The organism is Kiloniellales bacterium, from assembly GCA_030064845.1.
Lineage (GTDB): Bacteria > Pseudomonadota > Alphaproteobacteria > Kiloniellales > JAKSDN01 > JASJEC01.
The window spans coordinates 40,825-54,654 of the sequence record JASJEC010000016.1; the positions used below are offsets into that span (position 1 = coordinate 40,825).

General features: G+C 66.7%; 10 protein-coding genes. 6 read left to right on the forward strand and 4 right to left on the reverse strand.

Annotation, left to right across the window (positions count from 1 at the left end; all coding sequences use genetic code 11):
• Window positions 1-139: 139 nt before the first annotated feature.
• Window positions 140-3,514, forward strand: a complete 3,375-nt coding sequence (locus QNJ67_08465) for an AsmA-like C-terminal domain-containing protein (protein MDJ0608999.1) — start codon at window positions 140-142, stop codon at window positions 3,512-3,514.
• A 40-nt stretch (window positions 3,515-3,554) separates the two neighbouring features.
• On the opposite strand, the gene tyrS is transcribed toward QNJ67_08465, so the two are convergent.
• Window positions 3,555-4,808 carry a tyrosine--tRNA ligase gene (gene tyrS, locus QNJ67_08470; protein MDJ0609000.1) on the reverse strand — a complete coding sequence of 418 codons (1,254 nt, stop codon included), beginning with the start codon at window positions 4,806-4,808 and terminating at the stop codon, window positions 3,555-3,557.
• 217 nt (window positions 4,809-5,025) lie between these two features.
• Window positions 5,026-5,793 carry an aspartate/glutamate racemase family protein gene (locus QNJ67_08475; protein MDJ0609001.1) on the reverse strand — a complete coding sequence of 256 codons (768 nt, stop codon included), beginning with the start codon at window positions 5,791-5,793 and terminating at the stop codon, window positions 5,026-5,028.
• 167 nt (window positions 5,794-5,960) lie between these two features.
• On the opposite strand from QNJ67_08475, the gene QNJ67_08480 reads away from it, so the two are divergent.
• From QNJ67_08480 to QNJ67_08500, 5 genes are all read left to right on the forward strand, one after another.
• Window positions 5,961-7,640, forward strand: coding sequence for a thiamine pyrophosphate-binding protein (locus QNJ67_08480; protein MDJ0609002.1), 1,680 nt, complete (start codon window positions 5,961-5,963; stop codon window positions 7,638-7,640).
• A 1-nt stretch (window position 7,641) separates the two neighbouring features.
• A complete protein-coding gene (locus QNJ67_08485) occupies window positions 7,642-8,895 on the forward strand; it encodes an FAD-binding oxidoreductase (GenBank protein MDJ0609003.1) in 1,254 nt (417 codons plus the stop codon).
• 31 nt (window positions 8,896-8,926) lie between these two features.
• Complete coding sequence (locus QNJ67_08490; GenBank protein MDJ0609004.1) at window positions 8,927-9,928, forward strand: TRAP transporter substrate-binding protein; 1,002 nt, start codon at window positions 8,927-8,929, stop codon at window positions 9,926-9,928.
• A gap of 72 nt (window positions 9,929-10,000) precedes the next feature.
• Entirely contained in the window at window positions 10,001-10,534 is a 534-nt protein-coding gene (locus QNJ67_08495; protein MDJ0609005.1) for a TRAP transporter small permease, read from the forward strand.
• Window positions 10,535-10,543: 9 nt separating this feature from the next.
• Entirely contained in the window at window positions 10,544-11,854 is a 1,311-nt protein-coding gene (locus QNJ67_08500; protein ID MDJ0609006.1) for a TRAP transporter large permease subunit, read from the forward strand.
• Here QNJ67_08500 and QNJ67_08505 read toward each other — a convergent pair.
• Both QNJ67_08505 and QNJ67_08510 read right to left on the reverse strand, forming a co-directional pair.
• On the reverse strand, window positions 11,851-12,846 hold the full coding sequence (locus QNJ67_08505) for a hypothetical protein (protein MDJ0609007.1): 996 nt from the start codon (window positions 12,844-12,846) through the stop codon (window positions 11,851-11,853). The genes QNJ67_08500 and QNJ67_08505 overlap by 4 nt on opposite strands.
• A 200-nt stretch (window positions 12,847-13,046) precedes the next feature.
• Entirely contained in the window at window positions 13,047-13,715 is a 669-nt protein-coding gene (locus QNJ67_08510; protein MDJ0609008.1) for an alpha/beta hydrolase, read from the reverse strand.
• Between the last annotated feature and the right edge of the window lie 115 nt (window positions 13,716-13,830).

Consider the following 13,830-nt stretch of genomic DNA (forward strand, 5'->3'; position numbering starts at 1 on the left):
CCAAGGGCCTTGGCCAGAGCAGGGCGCCGCACAGCCCGTTTTGTGGATGTCTTAATGGTCACGGTCGCGCCTCGTCGCTCCCCGGAACGCCTCGGGACCCGCGGGCGGCGTCTGGCCGCGGGCCGGGTCGTCTCCCGCAATGATTAAGCGGTCGCTGAGAATCTGTCTTCAGACCCTGGCCGGCCTCGCCGTGCTCGGCGCGGTGCTGGTTGGCGCGGGCTCCTGGCGTCTCGCCCAGGGGCCGGTCAAGCTGGACTTCCTCACCCCCTACCTGGAGAGCGCCGTAAGGCTGGGGACGGAGGAGAAGTCGAGACTGAAGATCGGCGAGACGGTGCTGATCTGGGCCGACTGGTCTCGGGCCATGGATGTCCGCCTGCGCGACGTGAAACTGGTCGACGAGGCAGGACTTCCGCTGATCAGCCTGCCCGAGCTCTCCGTCAACATAAGCCTGGCGGCGCTGATGGTCGGCCAGATCGCGCCCTCCAGGATCGAAGCCTTCGGCGCCAGCGTGACGCTGGTTCGACAGGAAGACGGCGGCTTCGATTTCGAGTCCTACGGCCTGCCGGAAGAGGAGACGGCGGACGAGGCGGCGCAGCTTGATATCTCCCAGTTCGTGCCCGAGTTCATCGCCCAGATGAATGCCGATCCGCAGCGGACCGATCCCTTGTCCTTCCTCCGCGCCGTGCGCATCGTCGACGGCTCGCTCTTCATCATCGACCGCTCCATCAATTCGGTCTGGCACGCGCCCTCGGCGCATATCTCCGTGCAGCGCCTGAGCAGCGGCCTGGCGGCACGGGTCACGCTATCGTTCAGTGATGTGCAGGAGACCGGCGAACTGGACCTGTCACTGTTCTATCAGGCCGAGAACGAGTCGATCGATCTCGAGGCGCGGCTCGTCGACCTGCGGGCGCCCTCCCTCGGATTCTTCAGCGCGGACATGGCGCCGGTCGCCGGCTTTGATCTTCCCCTGAGCGGATCCCTCGAGGCGTCGCTGGCCGCCAACGGTCGTCTGCGCAGTATGAGCTACAAGATAACCGCCGCTCCCGGTTCCCTGACCCTGCCCCAGTGGCTGCCCGAGCCGGTTGCCGTCCACGCCCTCTCGCTGCAGGGCGCCTGGGAGCCCGAGGCGGGCGCCCTGGAAATGGAGGAGGTGGCCGCGACCGTTTCGCCGCACGGCTTCGAGGGCGACATCGACGCCGCCGCGTCCCTGTCCTTCTCGGCCTCGGCCCGCTTTCTCGACGAGGGGTTGCGCCTGGAGTTCGGCGGGGAGGTGCGTCGGGTCTCGGCCGGCGACATTGGTCTGTTCTGGCCTCTTCCCGTCGCCAAGAACGCGCGGGACTGGACCGTCGAGAACATCAGCGAGGGCGAGGTCGAGACGGCAGACATAACGGCGGGTCTCTGGATTCCCACCGACGACCTCGAGGCGACAACGGTAGAGCATCTGTCCGGAACCCTCCGATATCGGGACCTGACGGTCTACTACCAGAAGCCGCTGCCGCCGGTCGTCGACATATCCGGGACCGCGACCTTCGATGTCGAGCAAATGGTCTTCATCCCCGAGACGGGAAGGCTGGACGGGATCGAGGTCGAGTCGGGCAAGGTCGCGGTCCTCGGCCTCGACAAGGAGGATCAGGAACTCGAGTTGCGCATCAAGATCGGCGGACCGCTCCGCGACGCGCTGACGCTGCTCAACGACGACAGTCTGGGCTTGATGTCCGAACTCGGCGTCGATCCGGCGCGAACCGCGGGCGATGCGAAGGCCGAGGTCCACTTTTCCTTTCCGCTTATCCAGGACCTGACATTCGAGGAAATCCGGGTCGGGGCCGAAGCTGAGATCAAGAGGCTCCGCCTAGATTCCATCGCCCTCGACCAGGATGTGACGGAAGGCGACGTGCGCCTGACGGTCGACAACGAGTCCATGACCGTGAGCGGTCCGATCGTCTTCGGGGGCGTGCCGATCCTAATGGACTGGACCGAGAACTTCGGGAGGGAGGCGCCCTTCCAGAGCGTGTTCAAGGTCGAGTTCGACAGTATCGACGAGAAGGACCTGGACGCCTTCGGGCTCGACCTCTTGCGTTACCTGGAAGGTGAACTGGCGGGTTCCGTCGAGATCAAGCTGGACGCGCAACGCAACGGCAGGATCGACATGCAGGCCGACCTGCTGACCGCGCGGCTGATCATTGACGACCTCAAGTGGTTGAAGCCGCGCAACGTTCCGGGCCGCCTCGAAGGCTCGCTCGGGGTTAGCGGAGAGCGCTTCGTCGATTTCGAGTTGCGGCGCCTCGAAGCGGGGACCCTCGCGGCGCGGGGTCGGGGTGAGTTCGACGAGACCGGCACTTCCTTGCGCCGGGTGATGCTCGAGGACGTTCGGCTGGGACGCAACCGGCTGTCGTCGATCGACCTGGAGTGGCAGCCGGGTGGCATGAGGGTCGTGCTCGGCGAAGGTGAGCTCGATGCCGAGCCCTTCATGACGACCGTCACAAAGCGGCCGGCGGCGAACGGCGCTGCGGACCAAGCCTCGGACGAGATGCTGGAGCTGCCGAATCTCTTCGCCTCGGCGCCTCATCTCAGTTCCGTGCGTTTTGGAGAAGGCCGCAGAGTGGAGGACGTCTCTTTCCTGATGGATCGCCGTGACGGCGGCTGGCAGCGCCTGGTCATCTCGGGGAGGGTTCCCGAAGACGCCTGGACGGTCGGAATGGACGTCGACCCCGACCGTGACATGTCGATGCAGCGGGCCGGCAACACCAAGCTGGACCAGGACGATCTGGCCAACCGCCAGGAGAACGCCGTGGCCCTGGAGGAGGCCGAGGCCGAGATCGAGGAGATGGGGCTGAACGAAGAGGAGCGCAGTTTCACCTTCGACTACGGGCCTGCCGATAATGGGCGGTTCGATCTGACGGTTCACGCCGACGATGTCGGCGGCCTGCTGTATTCCTTCAACTTGAACGACACTGTGGAAGGCGGACGCCTCAGCATCAGCGCGGCGAGCGACGGACCGATCCCGCAGAACGACCTGGCGGGCAAGATCCGCGTACGCAACTTCAAGCTGGTCGAAACCCCCTTGCTGGCCAACCTTCTCTCGGTCGCGTCGTTCACCGGCTTGCTCGATACTTTGACCGGCAACGGCATCCGTTTCGAACGCATGAAGGGTGATTTCGTGCTTGTTGACGGCACGGCGAAGACCGAGCTTCTGCGCGTCTACGGTCCCGGCCTCGGAATCACGGCGCGCGGCGACATCGATTTGGACGACGCAGCGGTCGACCTCGAGGGGACGATCGTGCCGGCTTACAGCGTCAACCAGCTGCTCGAGAAGATCCCTCTGGTCGGCGTCCTCCTGACCGGCGGGGAGGGCGAGGGGCTCTTCGCAGTGCTCTATAGCGCCGAAGGGCCGATGAACGATCCCGAGGTCAGCGTCAACCCGCTGTCGCTGCTGACGCCGGGATTTCTCCGCGGCATCTTCGGCCGCTCCGGCGGCGACCCGCCCACCGTGTTTCCGCCCGGACCCCAACGATAAAGGGCATCGCTTCGGATCGAGAGGGGCCGCGGCGTTGGCGTCACGCGGGCCGGATCAGGACGTGGCGCTTCTTTCCGGCCGAGAGCTTGACCACTCCTTCCTCGGTCAGATCGCCCAGCGCCACCGAGGCGGTCTCCTCCTTGATCACCTTGTCGTTGAGGCGCGCTCCGCCGCCCTTGATCAGCCGGCGCGCGGCGCCGTTGCTCTCGGCCAGCCCGGCCCTGCGGAAAAGCTCGAAAGCCGGAATCCCGTCGGTGAGCTCGCTGCGTTCCACCTCCAGGCTCGGCAAGTCCTGGGCGAACACACCCTGCTCGAAGGTCTTGCGGGCGGTTTCCGCGGCGGCCTGGGCCGCGGCCCTGCCGTGGCACAACTCCGTTGCGGCGTCGGCCAGCACCTTCTTGGCTTCGTTGATCTCCGAGCCCTCGAGCGCCTCGAGGCGCGCAATCTCGTCGAGAGGAAGCGTCGTGAAGAGCCTCAAGAAACGGCCGACGTCGGCGTCCTCCGTGTTGCGCCAGAACTGCCAGTAGTCGTAGGGCGCGAGGCGCGCTTCGTTGAGCCAGACCGCGCCGGCGGCGGTCTTGCCCATCTTCTCGCCCGAGGCCGTGGTGATCAGCGGCGTCGTCAGGCCGAAAAGGCTGCGCTGGTCGATCCTCCGGCCCAGTTCGACGCCGTTGACGATGTTGCCCCACTGGTCGGAGCCGCCCATCTGCAGTACGCAGTCATGGCGCCGGGCCAGCTCGAGAAAGTCGTAGGCCTGGAGAATCATGTAGTTGAACTCCAGGAAGGTCATTGGTTGTTCGCGGTCGAGCCGCAGTTTGACGCTATCGAAGGTCAGCATGCGGTTGATCGTGAAGTGCCGGCCCACGTCGCGCAGGAAAGGGATGTAGGCCAGCGCGTCGAGCCAGTCCGCGTTGTTGGCCATGAGCGCGTCGCTCGGTCCTTCGCCGAAGGTCAGGAACTGGGCGAAGACGCCCTTGATCCCGGCCATGTTCCTGGCGATGTCGGAGTTGCTCAGCAGCTTGCGGCCCTCGTCCTTGCCCGAGGGGTCGCCGACCTTGGTCGTGCCGCCGCCCATCAGCACGATTGGCTTGTGGCCGCTGCGCTGCAGCCAGTAGAGCATCATGATCTGCACGAGGCTGCCGACATGGAGCGAGTCGGCCGTGCAGTCGAACCCGATGTAGGCGGTCAGCCCGCCTTCCAGCGCCTGCTTATCGAGCGCCTCCACGTCCGTGCACTGATGGATGAAGCCGCGTTCTTGCAGCGTTCGAAGGAATTCGGAACGTGGTGTGCTCATGGTCTTTCACAGGATGGCGGGCGCTGGCCTGAAACGCGGGCTGCTCTAACACAAAGCCCCGGTGGGCACAAACCGCGTCTAGAGCAGATCCGGGTTTGACTGCATCGCCGGAGGCGATCCATCAAACCCGGTGAATCTGCTCTAAACCTTAGATGTAGAGCGGATTCACATGATTAGTTGGAGACCACGAAGTGGTTCCATCTAAACATGATCCGCTCTAGCTCCGAGGGTCGCCCAGGGCGCCGGCGAACGCGCGGGGCAGCAGGCCCGCCTGGAACCACTGGACGAAGCTGTAGATCGAATAGACCGGAAGGTTGAATTTTATCCGGATATCAGCCGCATAAGGCACCATGTTCGTGCACTCTAGTAGGATGGCGCCGGTCGCGGGCTGGCGCGCCACGAGGTCGGCCGCCGCATCGAGCAGGTCCAGGCGCGAGGCCTCTACGTCCAGCGTCTCCTCGTCGTCCAGGATGGTCCGGCTGAAGGCTCGGCCGCCTTCGGTGCCGACGATCTCGACGGCAGGATCGACGCCGGCCGCGCGCAGGTGGTCCGCTGTCAGGCTTTCCCGGCTGATCGTGATGATCCCGACTTGCCGCTCCGGCGGCAGCAGGCTCTGGATCAGAGGCGCCTGCATCAGTGAAGAGGTCGCGACCGGCACGCCGAGCGCGCTCGCCAGCTCCGCCTGGAACAGCGAAAGGAAGCCGCAGTTGGTGGTAACGCCGTCGGCGCCCTGGGCGACCAGCGCGCGCCCCGCCTCGACGAAGGCGTCGAGCAGGCCCTCGGCGCGCCGGCGCACGACCTTGTCGGGCGAGGCGCCCGGCACCACGCGGTAGTGCACCGGGAAGGGCCAGGTCATCGCGTTGCCGATGTCACCCGGAATTCGCGGGAAGCGGGTTTCCAGCATGAGGATGCCGACCGCCGCGCCGTAGACGGTTTTGCCGCCGTGGGCCAGGGCCGGTCGGGTTCGTTCGAGGGGCTTGGTCATGGGTCGATCCTCCCGGGCCGAGAGCCACCGCCGGGCGGGGCCGCGGTCCAGGGTCCTTGTGTCTTGCAGGGCGCCGGCCCTAATCTATCGCAGGTAGCCTGGGACTGGGGGAGATTTGGCGTGGCGGGTCGATCCGGACGGCCGGCGCGCGGCGGGGGCCGGCGCGGATGAATCAGTTCTCCGGCGCCGAAGCCCTGGTCCGTATGCTGCAGCTCTACGGCGTGAAGCACGTTTTCGGCCTCTGCGGCGACACCTCGCTGCCCTTCTATGACGCGCTGCAGCGGCTCGACCACGGCATGACCCATGTCCTGACCAGAGACGAGCGCTCGGCCGCCTACATGGCGGACGGCTACGCGCGTGTTACCGGGCGGGTCGGCGTCTGCGAAGGTCCCAGCGGCGGCGGCGCGACCTATATCCTGCCGGGTCTGGTCGAGGCCAACGAGTCCTCCATCGCGGTCCTGGGCATTACCACCGACATCTCAGTCGGCGCGCGCGGCCGCTTCGCGCTGACCGAACTGGACCAGGGCGGTCTGTTCCGCCCGCTGACCAAATGGAACACGGTGGTCGACCAGTCGCAGCGGCTTCCGGCGGCGGTGCGGGCGGCCTTCCGCGCCATGACCACGGGCCGACCCGGTGCCGCCCACCTCGGGCTGCCGTTCGACGTGCAGAAGGCGCCCGTGCCGGAGTCCGAGATCTGGGCGCAGGACGAGCTGGGCCGCTTCCCGGCCCTACCGAGCGGCCCCGATCCTGCAGCGGTCGAGGCCGCCCTGGACGGGCTCGCCACCGCGAAGCGGCCGGTCCTGGTCTGCGGCGGCGGTGTCGTGATCGCCGGCGGCGAGTCCGCCCTTCAGAGCTTCGCCGAACGGCTCGACATTCCGGTCACGACCACGATCAGCGGCCAGGGCAGCCTGCCGGAGACCCACGCCTGCGCGGTCGGGGTGGTCGGCTCCAACGGTGGCGTGCCGGCGACCCGGGCGGTGCTGGAAGAGGCCGATCTGGTGTTCTTCATCGGCTGCCGCGCCGGCTCGGTGACGACGGAGCGCTGGCGTCACCCCGGCGCCGGCACCCGGATCATGCACCTCGACTCCGACCCGGCGGTGATCGGCGCCAACTACCCGACCGAGGTCGCCCTGGTGGGCGACGCCCGCCTCGGTCTCCTGGCGCTGAACCGCGCGCTGGACGACCGTCCTGCCGGCTTCGGCGGCGCCGAGCGGGCGGGGCGGGCCAGGCGCGAGAAGGCGGACTACTTCAGCGCGCTGTCGCACAGCCGCGAGACGCCGATTCTTCCCGAGCGGGTGGTTGCCGCCCTGCAGAGCGTGTTGCCCGACGACGCGGTTCTGGTAGCGGATCCCGGGACGCCCTGTCCCTACTTCTCGGCCTTCTACGAACAGCGCCTGGCCGGCCGCCACTTCATCTCCAACCGGGCGCACGGCGCGCTCGGCTACGCCATGGCGGCGGCCGTGGGGTGCGCCTTCGGCCGGCCCGATAGCCTCTGCGTCGCCGTCATGGGCGACGGCTCCTTCGGCTTTACGTCCGGCGAGCTGGAGACCATCGGGCGGCTCCGGGTGCCGGTGGTCATGGTCGTCATCTCCAACTCGGTCTTCGGCTGGATCAAGGCGGGCCAGAAGGCCGGCTTCGGCGCGCGCTACTTCTCGGTCGATTTCTCCGAGACCCGCCATGCGGCCGTGGCCGAGGCCTTCGGTCTGGAGTCCTGGCGGGTCGAAGACCCGGAGGACTTGGCCGGCGTCCTGGGCCGGGCCGTGGCGCACGGCGGACCCTGCCTGGTCGACGTGGTGTGCCAGCCGCTCCACGAGGCGCGCGCCCCGGTCAGCGAGTGGGTCGCCTAGCATGGAGAACGGCCAGCAGCGCAAGGTCGTGGTGATCGGTGCCGGCATCGTCGGCATCTCCGCGGCCCTGCATCTGCAGCGCGACGGCCACGACGTCACGGTTCTCGACCGGCAGGCGCCGGGCGAAGCGACCTCCTACGGCAACGCCGGCATCGTCGCCTGTTCCAGCGTGGTGCCGGTGACCGTGCCCGGCCTGCTCGCCAAGGTGCCCGGCCTGCTGCTCGATCCCGACAGCCCGCTCTACCTGCGCTGGGGCTACCTGCCGAAGCTGGTGCCGTGGCTGGTGCCTTATCTGCGCTGCGCCACCGCCAGCAAGGCCGCGGAGATCGCGGCGCGGCTCGCACCCATGGTCGCTGACTCGGTCGAGCAGCACCGCCAGCTCGCAGAGGGCACGGCGGCGGCCAAATGGCTGATCGACAGCGAGATCCTCTATGCCTACGCTAACCGCCAGGCCTACGAGGCCGACGCCTACACCTGGAACCTGCGGCGGGAGAACGGCTTCTCCTGGGACGTGCTCGACCGCCGACGGCTGCTCGACCTGGAGCCCACGCTGGGGCCCAAGGTGCAGTGCGGGGTATTGCTGCGCGACCACGGGGCGGTGCGCTACCCCTCCCACTACGTCAAGGATCTTGCCGCCCACTTCGTGTCCCAGGGCGGCGCCCTGGTGATGGGCGAGGCGAGGGACGTGGTCATGGCCGAGGGGCGGGTGACCGCGGTAGTGACCGACAGGGACCGGCTGGACTGCGATGCTGCGGTCATCGCCGGCGGCGCGTGGTCGGCGCAGCTGACCGAGCGGCTCGGTTTCAAGACGCCGCTCGAGAGCGAGCGCGGCTACCACATCGAGCTCCTCAAACCTTCTGTCATGCCGCGCTGCCCGATCGCCCTGGCGTCCGGCAAGTTCTTCGCCAGCCCCATGGCCGAAGGCCTGCGCGTCGCCGGCCTGGTCGAGTTCGGGGGGCTCGACGCCCCAGCCAGCGCGCGGCCTTTCGCCATGCTCAAGCGGCGGATCAAGGAGCTCTTCCCCAAGCTCGACTATGAGGAGGCGCGGGAATGGATGGGTCATCGCCCCGCGCCGATCGACAGCCTGCCGTTCCTCGGCGAGGCGCCGGAGCGGCGCGGTCTCTACTGCGCATTCGGCCATCACCACGTCGGCCTGACCAGCGGTCCCAAGACCGGCCGCCTGATCGCCGACTTGATCGCGGGGCGCAAACCCAATCTCGACTTGACGCCCTATAGGGTCGATCGCTTTGCTTAAGAAAACCAACTTGTTACGGAGGAGGACTGCAATGACGTATTCGAAGCTCCCAAGGTCGTTGCCTCTGGCGGCGGCCGGCCTCGCACTCGGCCTCGGGATCGCGGTCTCGGGCGCCCGGGCCGCGGAAAAGTGGGACATGGCCATGGCCTATGCCGACAGCAACTTCCACACCCAGAACGGCAAGGCCTTCGCCGAGGCGGTCAAGGTCGCGACCGGCGGCGCACTGGAGATCGTGGTGCACGGCGGCGGCTCGCTGTTCAAGGGGAACGAGATCAAGCGCGCGGTGCAGACCGGCCAGGCGCCGATCGGCGAGCGCCTGCTGTCGGCGCACCAGAACGAAGACGCGATGTTCGGCGTCGACTCCGTGCCGTTCCTGGCAACCTCCTTCGATGATTCGGAGAAGCTCTGGCAGATCGTCAGGCCGGAGATGGAGCAGATCCTCGAGAAGCAGAATCTCGTGCTGCTCTACTCGGTGCCCTGGCCGCCGCAGGGCATGTACTTCAAGCAGGAGATCGGCGGCGTGGCCGACATGAAGGGCATCAAGTTCCGCGCCTACAACGCGGCGACCGCCCGGCTGGCCGAGCTGGCCGGCATGCAGCCGGTGCAGATAGAGGCGGCGGAGCTGAGCCAGGCGCTGGCGACAGGCGTCGCCGAGGCCTTCATCTCCTCCGGCTCGACCGGCTACGACCGCAAGGTCTGGGAACATCTCAGCCACTTCTACGAGGTCAATGCCTGGCTGCCGCGTAACTACGTCATGGTCAACAAGGATGCCTGGGAGGACCTCGACGAGGGTACGCGCAACATCGTCAAGGGTGTGGCCATGCTCGCCGAGAGGGCCGGCACCACGCAGTCGAAGCAGCTGACCGACTGGTACATGACCCAGCTGGCAGCGAACGGCATGACCGTCCAGCCTGCGGGCGACGCCCTGCGCAAGGACCTCGAGGGCATTGGCGCGACCATGACCGAGGAGTGGCTCGGTCAGACCGGCGACACCGGCAAGAAGATCGTCGAGGCCTTCAAGGCCGCTCAGTAGACACCCGATAAGAGGCGCCGGTCCTTCGGGTCCGGCGCCCCTTCTTGCCAGCGGGCGCGAGGGGGCAGTCGAATGCTTTCGTTCGGACGGCGGCTCAGGCCGATCCTGGACTTCGTCTACAATCTCTGCGGCGGCATCGGGGCGATCTTCCTGCTCCTGATCCTCTGCATCATCGTGGTCCAAATGGTCGCGCGCTGGACCGGGTTCACCGTGCCCGGCTCGACCGACTACGCCGGTTACGCCATGGCCGGCGCCTCCTTCTTCGCCATGGCCTACGCGCTCAACCACGGCGCCCACATCCGGGTCAGCCTGTTCCTGTCGCGTCTCGGCCACCGGCGCCGCTGGGCCGAGCTCTGGTGCTTCGGCATCGGTACGGTCCTGGCCGGCTACTTCGCCTACTACGCGATCAAGGGAACCTACTGGTCGTTCAAGCTGAACGACATCTCCCAGGGCCAGGACGCAACGCCGCTCTGGATACCCCAGCTCTCCATGGCGGTCGGCGTCTCCGTGCTGGCACTCGCCCTGGCCGACCACTTCTGCCGCATCCTGTTCGGCGGCACCGGGAGGCTGGGCGACCAGGCGGCGGCGGACCAGCACAGCGAGTAGGACGGACCCATGGAACTCCTGCCACTCGCCGGCGTGCTGCTCCTCGCGCTCTTCGTGCTGCTCGGCTCCGGTGTCTGGGTCGGCCTGGCGCTGCTCGGCGTGGCCTATGTCGCCATGACGCTGTTCACCAGCCGCCCGGCGGGCGACGCCATGATCACGACGATCTGGACGTCGTCCTCGTCATGGTCGCTGACCGCGCTGCCGCTGTTCATCTGGATGGGCGAGATCCTCTTCCGCACCCGCCTGTCGGAGGACATGTTCCGCGGCCTCTCGCCCTGGATGGCCGGCCTGCCCGGGCGCCTGCTCCATACCAACATCGTGGGCTGCACGGTTTTCGCCGCCGTTTCAGGCTCTTCCGCTGCGACCCTTACGACGGTCGGCAAGATGTCGATTCCGGAACTGAGGAAGCGCGGCTATCCCGAACACATGATCATCGGCACCTTGACCGGCGCGGCGACGCTCGGCCTGATGATCCCGCCCTCGCTGACGCTGATCGTCTACGGCGTGACCATCAACGAGTCGATCTCCAAGCTGTTCATCGCCGGGATCCTGCCGGGCATCGTCCTGGCCAGCCTGTTCATGGGCTACGTCGCGGTCTGGTCTTTTGTGCGCAAGGACCAGGTGCCGCCGCCCGAGCCGCGCATGAGCCTGCTGGTCAAGATCCAGGAAGCGCGCTTCCTCGGGCCGGTCATCCTGCTCGTGCTTTTCGTCATCGGCTCCATGTACCTGGGTTGGGCGACCGCGACCGAGGCCGCGTCGTGCGGCGTGGTCGGCGCGCTCGCCCTGGCCGCCGCCCAGGGATCGCTCAGCCGCAAGACCTTCATGGAAAGCCTGCTGGGCGCGACCCGCACCTCCTGCATGATCGCGCTGATCCTGGCCGGCGCGGCCTTCCTGTCGCTGGCCATGGGCTTCACCGGCCTGCCGCGCGGCCTGGCCGGGTGGATCGAGGCGATGGAGCTCTCGCCCTACCTGCTGATCCTGGCGCTGATGATCTTCTACATCATCATCGGCTGTTTCCTGGACGGCATCTCCTCGGTCGTGCTGACCATGGCCGTGGTCGAGCCGATGATCCGCCAGGCTGGGATCGACGTGATCTGGTTCGGCATCTTCATCGTCGTGGTGGTGGAGATGGCGCAGATCACCCCGCCGATCGGCTTCAACCTCTTCGTCATGCAGGGCATGACGCACCACGAGATCAACTACATCGCCCGGACCGCGATCCCCATGTTCCTTCTCATGGTGGTCATGGTCGGTATCCTGGTGGTCTTTCCGGAGATCGCCACCTTCCTGCCGAACAACATGCGGCCGGGGCCGGGCTAGCCGCCCGCGGGGCCCACCGCAACGAGATGGTTGTCCCGCCATTCGAACTCAATGTCGACCTCGTCGGAGGTTTCGTTCACGCCCACGCCGACGACCAGCCCGACTCCGAGGACCACTCGGTCGCCCCTGGTTTCCTTGATCTTGGTCCTGTAAATCGCCGCGAGCCTCGTCTCACCGCGCTCGTCGACCACGATCCTGTGCTGCTGGTTATAGTCGGCCATCACGGTCTTGAAGCGGACCTTGTGGCGAAGGAGATAGCCGCGAACCTGCCACGGCTGGTAGAGCGGCTCTTTGCCGGTCGCGGCAGCCGGCGCGACGTCGCCAGGACCCAGAAGGACCACGGCAGCCGTGCCGCGGCTGGGGCCGCTGTCAAGATCACGCGGACTCCGGTTGAAGGGAATTGAGTGGCCGCCCGCCGCGCCTATGTTGGGGATCACCAGGTCGGTCCCGTCAGACCGATGCTCTTCAGCCATGGGCAGGCGGAGGAGCGCGGGCTTGAATTGATCCCGCGCCTCGGTGTCGATGAAGTAGACGAAGCCCGATGCCGTGCCGCCCGGGCCGATAACCTGGCCCTTCAACTGCATCCCCTCATACTTGGCGAGAATCCACCGTCTTATCCGCCACTGGTGCTCACGGGACTGAGCCACAGGGATGGCGTAGGGATTGTCGCGCGGTAGTAACAGAGGCGAGCTTCGCACGGGCATCGAAAACGCATCAGCCAAGGCTTCCATGCTGAAGAGCGGCGGCGGTTCGGGGGCGATCCCCAGGAAATCGACCAGGATCTTGCTCTCTTTCGGGCGCAGGCTGTTGCCGTCGGGCAGGACGACGGTGACCGCCGAGGGGTCGATACGCACCGGCGCCTTCCGTTGGTTCTCGATCGAGAGGTGGACGGCGAGGACGGACTCTCCCGGGAACGAGGCGCGAAAGAAGACATTCTGGCGCTGCTTGTCCATGTAGGAATCCGCGTTGACCGTGACGTTCTCTTCGGTCACCGAGGAGGGATCGGACAGCGATAGAATGGAGGGCTCCGGGGGTGCCGTCGCGCAGGCCGTCGCGAACAACAAGGGCAGGATGCAGGCGGTAAGCTTTCGCATCTTATGGCCGCTCGGCTGGTTCTGTCGGGTCTATGGCAGGCGGAGCGCCGTTTTCCGCCTCGCGGCGCCCGCGACCTGCGTATCCAGATCCTGGTTTTCTAGTTCGCCGCCGAGAGCGGCTGCTGGCCCTGGCGGAGCACCTTCGCCAGATAGTCGTCGAGATGGAGGTTCAGGGTCTCCAGGTGCTCCTCGTAGAAGTGGCTCCCGCCCTCGACGATCCGGTAGTCGATCTCCAGGTTGCGCTGGCTGGACAGCTTGGTGACCAGCTTGGCGACCGAGGCCTCGGGCACGATCTCGTCCTGGGCACCCTGGATGACCAGCCCCGAAGAGGGGCAGGGCGCGAGGAAGCTGAAATCGTACATGTTGGCCGGCGGCGAGATCGAGACGAAGCCGGTGATCTCGGGCCGCCGCATCAGCAGCTGCATGCCGATCCAGGCGCCGAACGAGAAGCCAGCGATCCAGCAGATGTTCGCGTTCTCGTTGTAAGACTGCAGCCAGTCGAGGGCCGACGCTGCATCGGAGAGCTCGCCTTCGCCCCGGTCGTATTCGCCTTGCGACCGTCCGACGCCGCGAAAGTTGAAGCGCAGCACCGAGCAGCCCTGGCGGACGAAGGCGTGAAACATGGTGTAGACCACCTTGTTGTTCATCGTCCCGCCGTACTGTGGATGCGGATGCAGCATCAGCGCAATCGGCGCCGAGGGATCCCGGTTATGATGATACCGACCCTCCAGGCGGCCTTCGGGGCCGTTGAAGATCACCTCAGGCATGTCCTTCACTACCCTGCTTCATGGTTCCTCTATAACGGATCGCATAGCCCGAATGGCGGGGGCCGGAAAGGCCCCCGCCCAGCCGGTCACAAGCTGTTGATGCTGGACGAGTAAA

Bases quoted from the DNA above. Each gene is read 5' to 3' on its own strand.
- QNJ67_08490 (MDJ0609004.1), top strand. From the start codon at position 8,927: ATGACGTATTCGAAGCTCCCAAGGTCGTTGCCTCTGGCGGCGGCCGGC.
- tyrS (MDJ0609000.1), bottom strand. From the start codon at position 4,808: ATGAGCACACCACGTTCCGAATTCCTTCGAACGCTGCAAGAACGCGGC.
- QNJ67_08480 (MDJ0609002.1), top strand. From the start codon at position 5,961: ATGAATCAGTTCTCCGGCGCCGAAGCCCTGGTCCGTATGCTGCAGCTC.
- QNJ67_08475 (MDJ0609001.1), bottom strand. From the start codon at position 5,793: ATGACCAAGCCCCTCGAACGAACCCGACCGGCCCTGGCCCACGGCGGC.
- QNJ67_08500 (MDJ0609006.1), top strand. From the start codon at position 10,544: ATGGAACTCCTGCCACTCGCCGGCGTGCTGCTCCTCGCGCTCTTCGTG.
- QNJ67_08485 (MDJ0609003.1), top strand. From the start codon at position 7,642: ATGGAGAACGGCCAGCAGCGCAAGGTCGTGGTGATCGGTGCCGGCATC.
- QNJ67_08510 (MDJ0609008.1), bottom strand. From the start codon at position 13,715: ATGCCTGAGGTGATCTTCAACGGCCCCGAAGGCCGCCTGGAGGGTCGG.
- QNJ67_08465 (MDJ0608999.1), top strand. From the start codon at position 140: ATGATTAAGCGGTCGCTGAGAATCTGTCTTCAGACCCTGGCCGGCCTC.
- QNJ67_08495 (MDJ0609005.1), top strand. From the start codon at position 10,001: ATGCTTTCGTTCGGACGGCGGCTCAGGCCGATCCTGGACTTCGTCTAC.